A 17149-nucleotide genomic window follows, 5' to 3' on the forward strand; every position below is an offset into this window, starting at 1 on the left:
GCAATAACTGCTAGAATTTTGCGTTCAGGCGAACGTACCAGAAGCCGCCATTGTACCCGAAGGGCGACGAGTCGATGTAGCGCGAGCCGCTCACAGTCGCCTGTGTGGCCTCATACCAGTTGGCATTGGGCTGGCCGGGCGCGCGGTTGTCCTCGTCCGGATGATTGTCGAAGATATTCTCCCCCCCGACAGCGAGCGTGAAGTTGTCGTTGATCTTGTAGGCGACCTCCAGATCTGCGACGAATTCAGAGCCGATATCCAGCTTCCCCCCGTTGGCCTCGGTGTTCCAGTTGACCCAGCCATCGTAGAAGTAACCGCGTCCGGTGATCGACCATTTGCCGAGAGACCAGTTCTCGGTGAGCGTGACGCGCCACGGGGGCAGTCCCTCTTCCATCTGGTTCTCACGCAGTGTGTCGACGACATTGGAGCTTCGGCTCACGACGCGGGTGACATTGTAGTTGACCGCCAGCGTCGTGTTGAACAGGCCGATGCCAGTATAGCCGCGATGGCTCGCCGTAATGTCGACGCCCTGTGTCCGGGTTTTGAAACCATTGGCGAAGTAGCGCATGTAGCTCACTGTCGCCCAGTTGGCCAAGCCGGCTTCCCGCAGGATCGTGCGCTGATCGTCGGTCGTGATGTTGATGTAGGAGGCCAGCCCCATGCGATCGCGGACAGCGATGTTGTAATAGTCCACGGTCAGGTTGAAACCGCCGCCAGGAGTCAGCACGAAGCCGGCGGAAAGGTTGGTCGACTTCTCTGGCCGCAGCGGTTCCGCGCCGAAGGCAATGGAGGCCGGATTGCTGGCAGGCAACGTGATGCTGTCCGCCGGGCTGTTGCCCTGGAAGAAGGTGATACCGGCGGTCGTGTAGAGCTGACCCGGCGTTGGAGCGCGGAAGCCGGTGCTCGCCGTGCCGCGGATCGCGATGAGTGGCGAGAAGGCGTAGCGTGCAGACACCTTACCGTTGGTGGTACTGCCGAAATCCGAGAAATGCTCGTAGCGACCGGCGAAACCGAGCGTGAAGCCCTCGAACAGGTCGCCCTCGATATCGAGATAGCCAGCATAGCTGCGGCGGCTGTTGTTCACGACGAAGTTGGGAGAATAGCCGGGAAAACCGCTGACGCCAGGCGCCTGAGTCGCGACCCGGCCATCGCTGAGATACTGCACCGAATAGAGACCGGCCTCATAGGAAGGCAAATCGCCCAGCACGATCTCATAGGATTCGGTACGGTGTTCTGCACCCACCGCAATGGTGATCGGGGAAGCGAGGCCGATTTCCCAAGGATAGGCCAGGTCCGCGTTGAAGTTGGTTTCGCGCTGTTCGAGCGATCCCATGTAGAAATCGGTGGGCGAATCCGGACCGAGCGACGAGTTGAGCGAGTTCGACATCGTATAGTCTACGCGGCTCTGCCCGTAGCTGGCGCTCACATCATAGGTGATTCCGTTGTTGAACTCGCCCTTGTATCCGCCCGTGAGCGAGGTGTCGGTAACCTTGCCCTTGAACTGTGGCGTGAAACCATTGGGGTAGAGCGAGAGGAAGTTATAGGTCGCGCCATTGGCGTCCCATGTGCCGTCGGGCAACTGGTCGAGATAGATGTCGTTGAAGACGCTGGAACGCCCGTAGTTCGCCGTCCCGGTATCGGTTCGGTTCGGGCCCACGGCATCGACCGGCTGGCGCCAGTTGAACTGGAATTCCTGCCGCGTGAGGCCATAATTGCCGAACAGATAGACTTCTGCTTTGTCAGAAACGGCCAGGCCGCTGTTAAAGAACAGGCGGTAGGAGCGGACTTTCGGATCGCCGATCTTCTGGACCGGATCGTCGATGTCCATGTCCGGATAGGTGAGCTTGGTGGCAAGCGCGCCGATGCGCTGGCCGCCGCGACTGGTGTAGCCTGCGTCCAAGAACTCGCCTGCCACGTCCATGAAGCCATCGGGACCGAGCGGCAGGCCGACATTCATCGCAGCCTGATAGTTCTGGCCGTCGCCCTCATAATATTGACCATAGCGCGTTCGCACGTCGCCGCCCGAGCGGGCACTGCGCAACGTGTAGTTGATGACGCCGGCAATGGCGTCCGAGCCATATTGGGCGGAAGCACCATCCCGGAGTACTTCGATGCGTTCCACAGCGATGACCGGGATCTGCGAAATGTCCGGTCCCTGCGCACCGCTCGCCAGCGCACCACCGTTGAGCTGCACGAGGGCCGAGCGGTGACGACGCTTGCCATTCACCAATACCAGGATCTGATCCGGTGGCAGGCCCCGCAGCGTGGGAGGACGCACGAAGCCCGAACCATCCGAATTGATGCCGACGAACCGGCCAACATTGAAGGACGGAATGAGGCCACGAAGAATCGTGTTCATGTCTCCCGAAGATTGGGTTGCAAGGTCGCTAGCCGAAAGCACGTCGACGGGTGCCGTCGATTCAAGCGCGGATCGGTCAGCGCGGCGTGTCCCGGTGACGATGATCGCTGAGGTCGCTTCGTCTTCCTGTTCGGCAGTTTGCGCGAAGGCCGGCGCGGCGTCGATCAGGGCAACCGCTAGCGCGATGCCACTGGTCCAGGTCTTGATCTTCATCTGCTTCCCCCTGTCATGGAATACAAGCGGGCATTTCGTCCCGCGGCCTCATGTCGGCAGCGTCATGGCCGTTATGCGCCTGCATTCTCCTTGCTGCATGTGCGAGTTCATTTGCTGCAGTGCGATCATGACGCTACCGCCCCCCCGGGCGGAAGGAGCCAAGCACGCACGTCCTGGTGCCTTTTGCGCACCGGCTTCCGAGGTAATCGGGAACGGAAAACAAGCCCGCCATCATAGCGATGGCGGGCCTGACTTTCGTTAATATTCAAATATTAAATCACTCAGCGTCTTGCAAAAGGATAGGTCTCACGCTCGATAGTTTCACTCACCGCCCGGTGTGCCTCGAGCATCGCAGCGTCCGTATGGGGACTCGCGGCCGCGTCGGAGTTCGCAATCGCAACAAGGCCGAACGGCTTGCGGCCCACCACACAGGGTCGTGTTTCCGTCTCGCTGTAGACCCACTCAACCGGGTCGTAGAGACTGTTGTAAGTGTAGGCATAGCCATGCGGCCAGCGGTTGACTGTGATCGCCGCAATATCGCGAGCTGGATCGAAACCTCCGGGACCGAGCAGCCGCGCGAGCTGGCTGCGCGTCTCGCGCTCGAAGGTTTCGAAGCTCAGCCCGAGAAGCTCCGCGCGCCCGATGCGATGCTGGTCTCGGCGCGGCAGTCCGGGGCTGTTCATGAACTTGGTCAGGTGCAGTGCAATCGGCTCATCGGGCGAGCGCGCATGGCTGAGCGCCCCGAGGCTCGCAGCCTCGGTCAATGCAACCGAGTCATGGAACATGGTGGGTGTGGAGATGCTCGAGACCCCCAGGTTCTGGAAGGCCCGCCAGTTGCGCAACACGACGTTCGTGTAGATGAGCGGTCCCTTCACGCCGTAGGCCAGCGCCTCCTTCTGTGTCTCGGGCAATTCCGGCATCATGTAGGGAATCGCCATGTTCCAGCACGCCAGAATGACCGACTTTCCGCGCACGGACTTGAGCTGATCGCCATTGGCATAGGTGAGAATGGCTTCGCGGGCCGAGCTCGGATCGCCATCATGACGTACATTGACGACAATGCTGTTGAGGCGAATGCGCACGGGGTTGCTCGGCAAGTCGAGCTGGCCATAGTCGAACATCGCGGTGCCCATGTCTTCCTGCGTGCGGCCGCTGGTCGCGTTCGGCACAAGCGAGGAGACGAGCAGCCGCGCGACGGTGGCGTTTCCATCTGGGAAATGCACCGCGACGTGAGTTTCCTTCTGGCGGCCGTGCTGGCCGCCCGGAAGATCTGAGAAAAGCCCGTCCGGAATGGGGCCGAGACCGAGGCCGGAAAAGCCGGGATAGCCCTGCACCCAGCCAAACAGCGCCGGCGTCGCGTCGGCGCCAACACAGAAGCTGCCTGTCCCCATCTGCTGGAAGAACCAGAGCGCCTGTGGATCGATTTTGACGGTCTTGAGGTAATAGTCCTGGAACGACGTTGTAGCGAGAAAGGCCTTCTTGTCCGCCACGCTCATGCCTGCCAGATAGTCGGGTTGCTCGGCCGCGACGAGCCGAAGCAAGTCCCCGCGCGCCTTGGGTGAAAGCGGTGTCTTGGCCAGGAACGCCGACGTGAAGACACTGTCCGATCTGCGACCGGCCTCCGGCACAACGAGCCGGTCTACCTGCCAGGTTTCCTTGTCGAAGAAGTGCCCGCGGGCAAGCCCCATCTCGCTGTAGAGCGTCGCGTTCTCGACGTTCGCGACCTCGTAGCGGGCAAGATCGACACCCATGTCGTCGAGCACCTCGCGCGCCCAGAGATTGTAGCGCGCTGGGGATTCGATGTTCAGCGTTCCGCCGTTGATGACGACCTTCTTGCCGTCGACCATGAACTCGTTGCGCTTGGCATGGCCGCCGAAATCATCGTGATTTTCGAGGATCAGGATGCGCGCGTCCGAGCCGACCGCCTTGCGATAGAAATGCGCTGCCGAAAGTCCGCTCAGCCCGCCCCCGACGATGACGAGATCATAAACCTCGCCCTGGTCCTTCACGCTGTCCAGATCCAGCGCACCGTCCCGCATCAGATGCGCGACTTCGAAAGAGCCCGGGTGGCTGCCGCGCATGCCGGTCTTCGCTGGCGGGTAGGTCTCGCCCGCGCCACCCACCGTCAGTTGCGCGGCCGCAGACCCACCCCAACCAAGCGCGCCGATGGCGACCGCTGTGCCGCTAACGAAGTCGCGGCGGGTGATCGGGCAATGCATGCCGAGGCGACGGTCCTGTTGGGTCATGTCGAAGATCCTTCATTGCTGGATATCTTGGGGGCTGCCAGCGGATCGAGCGGCTCTGCCCGACCCCTTCGAAAGACGAGAAACAATACCAGGAAGAACAGAGTGATGCCGACACTGGACCAGAATTCGGACGAGACCCGCGGCGTGATCGCCATCGCCAGAAGGATGACGCCGATACCCAGTACGCCGGCATAGCTGAGCCACGGAAAGAACCAGGTGCGGATCGTGATCCGTTCAGGACAGACGTTTTCGAAGATCCTGCGCAGGCGTATCTGCGAGGCCGCGATCATCAGATAGACAATCAGCATGAGCGCACCCGAGGCATTCACCAGAAAGCTGAAAACCAGTTCGGGCGAGAGGACTGAGGCGGCAAGGGCGACATAGCTGAAAGAGCTTGCCACGAGGATGGACCGCACCGGTACCTGTCGTCGATTGACCGCCACGAGCGCCTGTGGCGCATCGCCGCGCGCGGCGAGCGTGAAGAGCACGCGCGAGGTCACGTAAAGGCCGGAATTGAGACAGGACAGCACGGCGATCAGGACGATGATGTTCATGATCGTCGCTGCGCCCGGAATGCCCATCACCTCCAGCGCGGTGGCGAAGGGAGACGTGCCCGGCACTACCGACGTCCACGGCGTCACAGAGACGATGAGCAGGATCGAAAGAATGTAGAAGATCAGAATGCGCAGCGCGACCGTCCCGGTCATGCGGGCGACGGTGCGAGCGGGCTCTGCGGATTCGGCGGCAGCAATGGTGGCGATCTCGGCGCCGACCAGAGCGAAGATTACGCTGGTCGTCGCGGCCAGCACCGCCGTGCCGCCATTGGGAGCAAATCCGCCATGAGCCGTCAGATTGCCAAATGTCGGGCCGGTCCCGCTGGTGAAACCCAGCACATAGGCGCCCGCGACGAAGATGAACACGACGATGCCGACGACCTTAAGCGAGGAAAACCAAAACTCGAACTCGCCATAGGAGCGCGCGGACATGAGATTGACGGCTGTCAGCAGCCCGGTCAGGACCACGCCGATCAGCCAGACCGGCAGATCGATCCAAGTTTGCATGATAACGGCGCCGGCAATGGCTTCAATCGCCACGACGATCACCCAGAAATACCAGTAGAGCCAGCCGCTCAGAAAGCCCGCCCAGTGGCCGAGGCCGATACGAGAAAATTCGGGAAAGGACTGCACCCCGGGGATGGCCACCGCCATTTCGCTCAGCATACGCATGATGATGAGAACGATGATGCCCGCCAGGCCATAGCTCAGGATGATGGCCGGGCCGGCCGAGGCGATGGACGTGCTGCTGCCGACAAACAGGCCGGCGCCGATGATGCCGCCAATGGCGATCATCGAAACGTGGCGGGCCTTCAGCGACCGCCCAAGCTCCGGTTCCTTTTCACCTGGATAGACCTCCGCAGCCGAGACGGGAACATTGGTGGGTTCTGTCATGCCTTGGGGCCTCATTTCTTGTTTCGATCGCGCCGGACGGTCGGTGCCGTTCAGGGCTTACGCACCCATCTGAGGTCGTATTCCGTCGTCCAGCCTTGGTCCGCGCCTTCTGTTCCAACAGAAAGTTCGCGGATCGTGCCGTCTTCCATGGCGTAGAGGGTCCAGTGGCGCAGGCGCATCTTGCCTTCGTCGAGCGGTCGTTCGGTGATGAAGCGCATTTCGCCGGGCTCGATCAGCATGCCGCGAAAACTGGTGGTCGACCCGTTGTCGGTCGCCCAGTAGTAGCCCCAGTTCGACAGCAGCGGCGAGTAGTTGAAGAGGCCGATTCCATTGCCGGTCGATCGGCCATTGATGACCGTCCAGGTTTCCTTGATGACGCAATCGTTAAGGATGAGCTCCATCTTGACTTCGGCAGTCTTCGCCTCGCCCGAATAGACATCCCAGTCGCCAAGAACATAGTCGAGGGCACGAAACCTCGGATCGTTCTTGCAGATATCCGCGTCTGGGGTCTGCGCCTGCGCGATGGCAGGCAGCGATGCCAGGGCAAGGCCGCAGACGATCGAAAGAAAGCAATTATGCCGCATGTTTTCACCTGCTCCGTGTTCGATCAGTCGGCAGTGTCGAGGACGGCACGCAGCGTCTCGATGATCTGGTCGATCTGCGCAGTTTCAATGACGAGTGGCGGCGACAGGGCGATGATGTCGCCTGTCACGCGAATGAGTACGCCAGCCTCCCAGCAGCGTCGGAAGACCTCGTAGGCGCGCTTGCCCGGCCCGGCCGGGCCCGCCGCTAGTTCGATGCCAGCAATGAGGCCGATATTGCGAATATCCGTGACGTAGCGCGCATCGGCCAGGCTGTGCACGGCCTCCTCCCAATAGGGTTCGATCTGCGCCGCGCGCTCGAACAGCCCTTCCTCCTGATAGACGTCGAGCGCGGCGAGCGCGGCGGCACAGGCCAACGGATGGCCCGAATAGGTGTAGCCATGCGGGAGTTCGATTGTGCCCTCGGCCGCCGCGTCGCAGATCGTCTCGTAGATGCCGCCGCGGATCAGTACGCCGCCCATCGGCACTGCGCCATTGGTCAGTCCCTTGGCCATCGTGATCATGTCGGGCACCACGTCGAAACGCTGCGCGCCAAAGGGTGCACAGACACGCCCGAAGCCGGTAATCACTTCATCGAAAATCAGGATGATCCCGTGGCGATCGCAGATTTCGCGCAACCGGGCCAGATAGCCTACCGGCGGTACCAGCACGCCCGTCGAGCAGGCGACCGGCTCAACGATACATGCCGCGATCGTCCCGGCACCGTGAAGCGCCACCAGCCGCTCGAGATCGTCCGCCAACTCCGCGCCATGCGCCGGCATACCCCGGGAAAACGCGTTGCGTTCCGGATCATGCGTGTGGCGGATGTGGTCGACGCCTGCCAGCATGGCACCAAACATGGCCCGGTTTCCGACGATGCCGCCAACTGAAATGCCACCGAAATTGATGCCATGATAACCGCGCTCGCGACCAATGAGACGCGTCCGCGCGCCCTCGCCCCGCGCTCGCTGATAGGCGAGCGCAATCTTGAGCGCGGTCTCGACAGCTTCGGACCCGGAGTTACAGTAGAAGACCTGCCCGAACTCCGGCGGAGCGAAGCCCAGAAGGCGATTTGCCAGCTCGAACTGCCGCGGAACGGCCATCTGAAAAGGCGGCGCGAAATCGAGAGATGCGGCTTGTTCCCGGATCGCAGAGACAATGCGCGGGTGCAAATGCCCGATGTTGCTGCACCATAGACCTGAAGTCCCGTCGAGCACTTCGCGGCCGTCCTGACCGCGGAAATACATGCCTTCCGCCCCGACGATCATGCGTGGCGCCGCCTTGAACTGGCGATTAGCTGTGAATGGCATCCAATAACCAGAAAGGTCGTTTGCGCTCATGCGCGACTGCTCCCTCTTCGCCTTGGGCAAACCTTGCCCGGGCCGAGCGAGAGGGGGGAGATGCCAATGCTGAATGGAGTGGTGCTGAACGAGCACCAGGCAGCCCTATTGCATCCCCTTTTTTTCCGCGGCGACGATATGCTGCAACCAGCGCCTAAAACGCGAAATCACAGGCGCGTTCCAGCGGTCGTCGCGCGCAAGAAAGGTATAGGCACCAAAGTTGACTGGTGAGAAACTGCCTGACTTGAGCTTAATCGGCACCAGCCGGCCAGCTTCGAGGTCGTCGCCCAGCAACATCCGATTGGCCAGTGCGATACCGTAGCCCTGTCGCGCCGAATTGAGTGTCAAATGGGCATGCCAGAGCCGCGAACCCGTAATGCGGCCCTCGACCTCCACACCCTGGGCCTGCAACCAGTGCACCCATTCGAGATCATTTTCTTCATGCAAGAGCGGACATTTGAGAAGATCGGCGGCACTGTCGATCTCGGGGAGCTGCGCCGCGCAGGCCGGACTGGCAACGGGAAAGACATCGGGCCGGGCAAATTCGAAAAGGTGGGCAAGACGTGAGACGTTTATCACTTCCCAGTCGCGCAGGTATCGAATGTCGCCATGCACTTCCTTGCCGCGGAAATCCGGACTCTGGTCAGCAGGACGAAAATCGACGTCGATTTCGGGATTGGCCGTGATGAAATCGCCGAGCTTGTCCGCAAACCAAAGGAAGGCAAAGCCAGGGACGCACCAGAGGCTGAGCCTAAGCTCATGGTGGGCTCGGATCAACTTGCCCGTTGCCGAGGTGATTGTGGTCAGGGCCGCATAGATTTCCTGATAATATTCCTGCCCCTCCGGTGTCAGTCCATTGGCGGCACCATTGCGGATGACGAGTTGGGCGCCTACCCAAGTTTCCAGTGATCTAATGTGTCGGCTGACGACAGCATGGTTGATTTCGAGTTCCTTGGCGGCGCGACGGATGCCGCCTAGCCTCCCGACCGCTTCAAAAGCGCGAAGTGCGGCGAGAGGGGGGAGCAATCGGCTATCGGACAAAATGAGACCTTCGTTGCTGCGCGGTGGGTGCCCGCACCGTTCACCCCTCGAGTCGGTGCGGTGCCTTTCACCCAACAGTCACCGGGTGTCACAATGCCGTCAAGTGCCCCAAAAATGTAAATGTCCCCGCGCCCCAGCCGGTGCCCGTAGTGCACCGCCACATTCAGCAATGGCAACTTGTGCTCGACCATCGGAAGATGGATCACGCGAATGCACAAGTCGGAAAGCGCGAGAAGGGGTATGGTATGGCGGAATGGTCCGACAAGATGTTGGGGATGGGCCGTCCGATCGGGCGTCGCGATTTCATCGGCGGCGTCGCCGCAACAGCCGTCGCAGGGTCAGCCCTCGTAACGAGCAAACGTACGCTCGCGCAATCCGGCGCCTCAGCCTCCGGGGCGCCCGTTCCCGACGCCGCAAACTATCCGCCGTTGAGGACCGGCCTTCGCGGCCAGTATCCCGGCTCATTCGAGGTGGCCCATGCCGCGCGCGACGGCGGATTCCAAGGCGAGATTTCGGCCGAGGACAGCGGCGAACACTATGATCTCGTCATCGTGGGTGGCGGCATCTCGGGGCTCTCCGCAGCCTATCTTTATCGGCAGGCGCTGGGTGACGACCGCAAAATACTGATACTGGATAATCATGACGACTTTGGCGGACATGCCAAACGCAATGAGTTCCACCACGACGGCCGCACCATCCTCTCATACGGCGGCACGATGAGCATCGAGGCCCCCTTCCCCTTAAGCTATGTTGCGACCAATCTGGTGACGAGTCTGGGCGTCAATCTGGACAGCTACGAGCATTATGAGGCGGACCCCTACAAGGGTCTGGGCAGCGGGACCTTCTTCGACCGGGAGCATTTCCTCGGCGACAAGCTTGTCACGGGGACAGGCACCAAGCCCTGGGATCAGTTTTTCAAGGAAGCGCCGCTGCGCGCGGATGTACGCGACGACCTGATCCGCCTGCATACGGAGAAAGTGGATTATCTGCCGGCCCTTTCGGCCAAACAGAAGGCGGAATTTCTGCGCAGCCTTAGCTATCAGGATTTCCTGCTGAAACATGCCGGCATGCTGCCCGACAGCCTGCCTTATTTTCTCGGTCGCGGGTATCGCAACAACAAGCGCGTGGACACGCTGCCGGCCTATGAAGCCGCGATCCAGGCGGACGCCGTCGGCTTCGCTGGCATGGAACTGCCCGGCTACATCAAAGCGGAATCGAAACATTTCCACTGGCCCGACGGCAATGCCTCCATCGCGCGCATGCTCGTCAGCCGGTTGACGCCGGGCGTCTTTTCCGGTCCGCTCGACCAGGAGAGCGTCGTGATGGCGCCGGCCAACTATGCCGCGCTCGACAATCCCGCCAACGCGACGCGCATTCGCCTGTCCAGCATGGCGATCCGCGTCGAGCATATCGTCACCCCTGTGCTCAGTACGGAAAAGGCCGTGCGCGTGGTCTACGTAAAGGACGACAAGCGGATTTCGGTCACCGGCGCGAACGTGATCATGGCGTGCTTCAATATGATCTTGCCTTACATAGTACCGACACTACCGGAGGATCAGAAGGCAGCGCTGCACTACGCCTCCAAGGTGCCGATGCAATATACCAATGTGCTGGTGCGCAACTGGAGACCCTGGGCCAAAATGGGCGTGCGCGCCATTCACGCTCCCAACGGCTATCACCCCTCAGTCTCCCTCGATATTCCCATGAAGATTGGCGGCTATGAGAGCGCGATGGATCCCGACCAGGCCGTCGTGGTTCACATGGTCCGCAACCCGAATCAGCCCGGCCTTCCCCGCAAGGATCAGAACCGCGCCGGGCGCTACGACATGCTCAACACGCCCTTCGAGACCAGCGAGCGGGAAATCCGCTCGCAGCTGCAGCGGATGCTGGGTAGCGCCGGCTTTGACGCCGCAGAGGACATTCTGGCCGTCACGGTGAATCGCTGGCCGCACGGCTATGCCTATACCTACGATACGCTCGCGGACCCCGATCTACCGGACGAAATGCGGCCCCATGTACTCGGCCGAAGGGCCTTCGGCCGTATCGCCATCGCCAACGCCGACTCCGGCGCTGCCGCATACACAAACGTCGCCATCGATATGGCCAACCGAGCTGTGCAGGAATGCCTCATCAGCCGTGGCCTGACCTGACGACGATCACGAGGGACAAATGCGCAAGATCTTCAATTTCGTCGACGGTACCATCGTGTCTGGCGGAAACGCCTCCCTGGGCGATGTCTTCGACCCCAACCTTGGCCAGGTCCAGGCGCAGGTCTGCTTCGCGGACCAAGCGTTGGTCGATGCGGCCGTGGCCAGCGCCAAGGCTGCGCAGCCGGGCTGGGCGGAGCTCAATCCCCAGCGGCGCGCACGCATCATGTTCAATCTGAGGGTGCTAATCGAAGATAATATGGACGAGCTGGCCCATCTGCTCTCGTCCGAACATGGCAAGGTGATTGCCGATGCGAAGGGCGACATTCAGCGCGGGCTGGACGTCATCGAGTTCGTCTGCGGCGTGCCTCACCTGATTAAAGGTGCCTTCACGGAAGGCGCCGGCCCCGGCATCGATGTCTTCTCGATGCGGCAACCACTCGGCGTGGCGGCGGGCATCACGCCATTCAACTTCCCGGCGATGATTCCGCTGTGGATGCTCGCGCCAGCGATCGCCTGTGGCAATGCATTCATCTTGAAACCCTCCGAGCGGGACCCCTCGTTGGGCGTACGCCTGGCAGAGCTGGCCCTTGAGGCAGGGCTGCCGGCGGGCATTCTGAACGTCGTTCACGGCGGCAAAGACGTTGTCGATGCCCTGCTGGATCATAGCGATATCGCCGCCGTCAGTTTCGTCGGGTCCTCCGACATTGCCCATGCGGTCTATGCGCGTGGTGCGGCGGCAGGAAAACGCATGCAGTGCATGGGCGGGGCCAAAAATCACGGCATCGTTCTGCCCGATGCCGACATGGAGCAGACCGTCGCCGACATCATGGGTGCAGCCTTCGGCTCGGCCGGCGAGCGCTGCATGGCACTGCCCGTCGTCGTCCCAGTTGGTGCATCAACGGCGACCGACCTGCGCGAACGGCTTATCAGCGCCATTGCTAGTCTGCGCGTGGGCATTTCGACCGACAGCGAAGCCCATTATGGCCCCGTGATCAGCGCGGCGCACAAGACCCGGGTCGAAAACTATATCCAGATGGGTGTGGACGAAGGCGCCGAGCTTGTCGTCGACGGGCGGGGGTTCAGCCTGCAGGGCCATGAGGAAGGCTATTTCCTGGGCCCGACGCTGTTCGACCAGGTCACGCCCGCCATGCGCAGCTATCAGGAAGAGATCTTCGGTCCTGTCCTCCAGATCGTACGTGCCGAGACGCTGGACGAGGCGATCAGCCTCGCCACGAACCATCAGTATGGCAATGGCGTCTCGCTCTTCACCCGCAATGGCGCGGCGGCCCGCCAATTCGCCTCGATAGTGCAGGTCGGCATGGTGGGCATCAACGTGCCGATCCCGGTGCCGGTGTCTTATCACAGCTTCGGCGGCTGGAAGCGCTCGGGCTTCGGCGACCTCAACCAATATGGCGAGGACAGCATCAAGTTCTTCACGCGCACCAAGACGGTCACGCAGAGATGGCCCTCGGGTGACGCCGTAAGCGATCAGGGTTTCGTCATGCCCACCATGCGTTAGCGCCTCCAGCCGAAGAGACCCACGATGCATGTTTCAATGGCGCCGGACATGAATCCGGCGGCGGACGGCCTGTTGCAGATCGATCTCGATGCGGTCGTCGCCAATTATGAGGCCATCGTTCGACAAGCAGCGCCTGCGCAGGTCGGCGGCGTGGTGAAAGCCGATGCCTATGGCCTGGGAGCGCGAGAGATCAGTCACGCGCTAATGGCGGCAGGTTGCCGGCATTTCTTCGTCGCCCATCTGCTGGAGGCGGTCGAACTCAAGTCAAGTCTCGCACCCGAATGCTTTGTTTATGTGCTCAATGGGTTGGCGCCCGGCACCGAACCGCTGTGCGCGAAGCTCGGCGCGGTTCCGGTCCTCAATTCCCTCGACCAGCTGACACGCTGGGCAGCGCTCGCAATGAGTCAGCGCAGCCAGCTCCCCGCTGTGATACAGGTTGACAGCGGCATGTCACGTCTTGGCCTGCCGGCGAACGAGATCGCAGTGCTCCTTAAACAGCCTCACCGGCTGGACTGGATAAAGCTCGTCCTCATCATGAGCCATCTGGCCTGCGCGGACGACCCCGACGCGCCGAGCAACGCCAGCCAGGAGGCGGCTTTCCTGCAGGTCGCAGAGCAGTTCCCGCATGTGCCGCGCTCGCTCGACAATTCCGCCGGCGCATTCCTCCGCAAGCCGGACCATCACGATCTTGTGCGCCCGGGCATTGCCCTCTTTGGCGGCGCGCCGCAATTCGCCCACCCGAACATGATGCGCCCGGTCGTTTCGCTCGAGGCCAAAATCGTCCAGGTTCGCGAGATTCCCGCCGGGGCGAGAGTCGGTTACGGCCTCGATTTCACGGCCTTCCAGTCCAGTCGCATCGCGACCATCGGCATCGGCTATGGCGACGGCTGGCTGCGGCATCTGGGCCGGTGCGGAGGCGCCTTTATCGCGGGCATCCGCGTGCCGATTGCCGGGCGCGTGTCGATGGACAGCATTACTCTGGATGTGAGCCATGTGCCCGAGAAGCATCTGCAGCCCGGCGCGCCAGTGGAGTTGATCGGACCGCACCAGACAATCGACGACGTCGCGGCCGATGCGAACACGATTTCCTATGAGATTCTGACCCGGCTGGGCCGACGATTTCACCGTCGCTACCTGCCCGCCGCCAACCGTCCCACCCCGCTCGGGGGGCGTGCATGAGAGTTGCGATCCTTGGTAGCGGCGTCGTAGGCGTCACTTCGGCCTGGTACCTCTCGAGGGCGGGGCATGAAGTGACCGTGATCGATCGCCAGCCGGGTCCGGCGCTGGAGACGAGCTTTGCCAATGCGGGCGAGATATCGCCCGGCTATGCGTCACCCTGGGCGGCGCCCGGCATTCCGTTGAAGGCGCTGCGCTGGATGTTCATGAAGCATGCTCCGCTCATCCTACGGCCGCAGGTCGATCCGGCCATGCTGCGCTGGCTGATGGCCATGCTCGGGAATTGCACATCCAGCGCCTATAAAATCAATAAGCGCCGCATGGTCCGGGTAGCAGAGCATAGCCGCGCTTGCCTGATCGCGTTGCGGCACGAGACCGGCATCGCCTATGATGAGGCGAGCCGCGGTACCTTGCAGCTGTTCCGCGAACACAGGCAGCTAGACGGCGTGGCCAAGGACCTGGCGGTCCTCAAGGCCGACGGCGTACCCTTCGATATACTCGACCGATCTGGCTGCCTCGCCGCAGAGCCGGGCCTTGCCTTCAGCACAGCGAGCTTTGTCGGCGGGTTGCGCCTGCCCAATGACGAGACCGGCGATTGCTTCAAGTTCACCAATGCCTTGGCTGCGCTCTGTGCTGCGCGGGGGGTCGCCTTCCTCAACGAGCATCGGATCTTACGCCTGATCTCGAACGATGGCCATATAACCGGAGTCGAAACCAATCGCGGACGCGTTCGTGCCGATGCCTATCTGGTCGCGTTGGGCAGCCATTCGCCTCAACTCGTCGCGCCGCTCGGCCTGCGGCTGCCTGTTTATCCGGTGAAAGGCTATTCCATCACGATCCCGATCGTCAATGAACCCCGCGCCCCCGTATCCACGTTGCTGGACGAGACCTACAAGGTCGCGATCACGCGCCTGGGCGACCGTATCCGGGTCGGTGGCATGGCGGAAATTTCGGGCTACAACGATGCTCTGCCAGCGCGCCGCCAGGCGACACTGAAGCACGTCGCCTCTTCGCTCTTTCCCGGTGCTGGAGATATGGACCGCGCCAGCTTCTGGTGCGGCCTGCGTCCCATGACGCCCGACAGCACACCCGTGATCGGCGCCACGCCCTTGCGCAACCTGTTCCTGAACACCGGTCATGGTACGCTCGGCTGGACCATGGCCTGCGGTTCGGGTGATGTGATCGCATCAATCATCTCGGGCGCCGAGCCGTCCATCGAAGCGCGGGATCTGGCGATTGCGCGCTATTCAGGCGCGCACTGACGAAGGAGTGAAGGCTCGGAGGCGCCCTAGCCGTCGGTTAAGGTATTGAGCACCGTGATGCCGATGACCTGCCCCCCTACTTTCCTCCAGCCTCGATTAGAGTCCGGTCCTGATGAAGCGATTGCTGGCCGACGCCCGGCGCACACGTCGTTTTGGGATTACATTGGATTGGCGCTCGCTTGTCTTGGGCCCATGATAGACATGGATGCGAAGGACGACCCGACCGGATAGATGGTCGACGATGACGCTCTCGATGAATGGTTCTGCCGAGAGGTGCTCCCTCTTGAAGGGCCGCTTACGCGTTTCATCCGGCGGAACTGGAGGATTGCGGATGACGTGATGGACCTTAGGCATGATGTCTATGAACTGGCGTTCACCGGAGCTCGCAAGGACCTACCGATAAACACGCGGCAATATCTGTTCACGATCGCGCGCAACCATTTGATCAACTCGGCCAAGCGAGCGCGCATCGTCTCATTCGAGCATGTCGCCGACCTCGAGACGATCGAACGTGATGTTGATCTATTCGAAGCCGAACGCCACGTCACCGCTCGTGACAGCTTGCGCCGTGCACTCGCCGGTCTTGAGAAATTGTCGCCCCGCGTGCGCGAGATAGTCGAGTTGCGAAAGATCGAGGGTTTGACCCCGCAGGAGACCGCGGAGCGGCTCGGGATCGGCAAGGACGCGGTCAATGGCCAGCTGGTCATGGGGATGAAGGCGCTGGCGAACCACATGCTGGGCGGATCGGGCCGGATCGTGCGACCGCGCTACGGCGCGCGCGCGCGCGGAGAAAAGCCATGAGCCGGGCCGAACAGGCAGCAGACCAGGCGGCGCGCTGGGTGCTGGCGCAGGAAGAGGAGAACTGGAGCGAGGCCGATCAGGCCGAGTTCGAAGACTGGCTCGCCGAGTCCGACGGCAACCGCACCGCCTATCTGCGGCTGCGCCACAGCTGGCGCGAAGCCGATCGCATCTCGGCGCAGAGCCGCAACCATCCCGAGCCGGTCGAGCGCGGCGAATATCGTCCGCCTTCGCGCTGGTACGTGCCAGTCGGCATCGCCGCCTCGATCGCGCTCGCACTGGCCGGCGCCTATCTGTACCGGCCCGAGTTGCTCCAGCCGGCGACCGAGCAAGTCGTGGGCGACAGTTATGCGACGCCGGTCGGAGGCCGCAAGATCGTCGCGCTCTCCGACGGGAGCAAGGTCGAACTCAACACCGCTTCCAGCGTTCGCACCGTGCTGCTGCCAAAAAAGCGTGAGGTGTGGCTCGATAGGGGCGAGGCGTACTTCGAGGTCGCGCACAAGGACGGGCAGCCGTTCATCGTCCATGCGGGCAATCGTCAAATCACGGTCCTCGGCACGAAATTCTCGGTCCGCCGCGACGGCGACGCGGTGACGGTGTCGGTGCTCGAAGGCCGGGTGCGGGTCGACGAGGTCGAACAAGGCCTGGCAGTGCGCTCGTCGGTGATCGTCGGCGGCGACATCGCGATTGCGCGCGGCCCCGCAACGCTGGTCGCGTCGCGATCGGAACAAAAGGTCGAAGATGCGCTCGCGTGGCGGAAGGGCATGCTGAGTTTCGACCAGTCGAACCTCGGCGAGATCGCCGCCGAGTTCAATCGCTACAACACCAGGAAAATCGTCATCGCCGACCCGCAGGCGGCTGGCTTACGGATCGGCGGCATGTTTCCCTCGGACGATCTCGACGCCTTTGTGCGCCTCCTGCGCGACGCTTACGGTCTCAAAGTTGAGGAAACGCCGTCCGCGATCAGGATCGGCAGCTGACAAGGCATCGCTCCGGCGATCAGCGACGGCGCTCCG

The 17149-nt window shown here is 62.1% G+C and carries 12 protein-coding genes; 6 read left to right on the plus strand and 6 right to left on the minus strand.

What is annotated here, in order from left to right; all coding sequences use genetic code 11:
* Positions 1-10: 10 nt before the first annotated feature.
* From AEB_RS15720 to AEB_RS15745, 6 genes are all read right to left on the minus strand, one after another.
* The gene (locus tag AEB_RS15720; RefSeq protein WP_119083975.1) at positions 11-2572 is read right to left on the minus strand and encodes a TonB-dependent receptor plug domain-containing protein; all 2562 of its coding nucleotides are present in this window, start codon (positions 2570-2572) and stop codon (positions 11-13) included.
* A gap of 281 nt (positions 2573-2853) precedes the next feature.
* Complete coding sequence (locus AEB_RS15725; protein ID WP_197714449.1) at positions 2854-4818, minus strand: NAD(P)/FAD-dependent oxidoreductase; 1965 nt, start codon at positions 4816-4818, stop codon at positions 2854-2856.
* The gene (locus tag AEB_RS15730) at positions 4815-6266 is read right to left on the minus strand and encodes an amino acid permease (protein ID WP_119083976.1); all 1452 of its coding nucleotides are present in this window, start codon (positions 6264-6266) and stop codon (positions 4815-4817) included. The genes AEB_RS15725 and AEB_RS15730 overlap by 4 nt, the downstream gene beginning before the upstream one ends.
* 50 nt (positions 6267-6316) lie before the next feature.
* On the minus strand, positions 6317-6850 hold the full coding sequence (locus tag AEB_RS15735) for a hypothetical protein (protein ID WP_119083977.1): 534 nt from the start codon (positions 6848-6850) through the stop codon (positions 6317-6319).
* 23 nt (positions 6851-6873) lie between these two features.
* Positions 6874-8187 carry an aspartate aminotransferase family protein gene (locus tag AEB_RS15740; RefSeq protein ID WP_119083978.1) on the minus strand — a complete coding sequence of 438 codons (1314 nt, stop codon included), beginning with the start codon at positions 8185-8187 and terminating at the stop codon, positions 6874-6876.
* 105 nt (positions 8188-8292) lie between these two features.
* Positions 8293-9228: a LysR family transcriptional regulator gene (locus AEB_RS15745; RefSeq protein WP_145985321.1), complete on the minus strand. Its 936-nt coding sequence runs from the start codon at positions 9226-9228 to the stop codon at positions 8293-8295.
* 245 nt (positions 9229-9473) lie between these two features.
* Between AEB_RS15745 and AEB_RS15750 the strand changes: the two genes are divergently transcribed.
* From AEB_RS15750 to AEB_RS15775, 6 genes are all read left to right on the plus strand, one after another.
* The gene (locus AEB_RS15750; protein WP_231958782.1) at positions 9474-11378 is read left to right on the plus strand and encodes an NAD(P)-binding protein; all 1905 of its coding nucleotides are present in this window, start codon (positions 9474-9476) and stop codon (positions 11376-11378) included.
* A gap of 19 nt (positions 11379-11397) precedes the next feature.
* Positions 11398-12897 (plus strand): CoA-acylating methylmalonate-semialdehyde dehydrogenase, encoded by a 1500-nt coding sequence (locus AEB_RS15755; protein WP_119083980.1) that lies wholly within the window; start codon positions 11398-11400, stop codon positions 12895-12897.
* Between the two features lie 24 nt (positions 12898-12921).
* Complete coding sequence (gene alr / locus AEB_RS15760) at positions 12922-14076, plus strand: alanine racemase (protein ID WP_231958783.1); 1155 nt, start codon at positions 12922-12924, stop codon at positions 14074-14076.
* Entirely contained in the window at positions 14073-15335 is a 1263-nt protein-coding gene (locus AEB_RS15765) for a D-amino acid dehydrogenase (RefSeq protein WP_119083981.1), read from the plus strand. Before alr ends, AEB_RS15765 begins: the two co-directional genes overlap by 4 nt.
* 231 nt (positions 15336-15566) lie before the next feature.
* A complete protein-coding gene (locus AEB_RS15770) occupies positions 15567-16136 on the plus strand; it encodes an RNA polymerase sigma factor (protein WP_119083982.1) in 570 nt (189 codons plus the stop codon).
* The gene (locus AEB_RS15775) at positions 16133-17113 is read left to right on the plus strand and encodes a FecR family protein (RefSeq protein WP_119083983.1); all 981 of its coding nucleotides are present in this window, start codon (positions 16133-16135) and stop codon (positions 17111-17113) included. Before AEB_RS15770 ends, AEB_RS15775 begins: the two co-directional genes overlap by 4 nt.
* The last annotated feature ends 36 nt before the right edge of the window (positions 17114-17149 follow it).

Source organism: Altererythrobacter sp. B11, assembly GCF_003569745.1.
Classification (GTDB): Bacteria; Pseudomonadota; Alphaproteobacteria; order Sphingomonadales; family Sphingomonadaceae; genus Croceibacterium_C.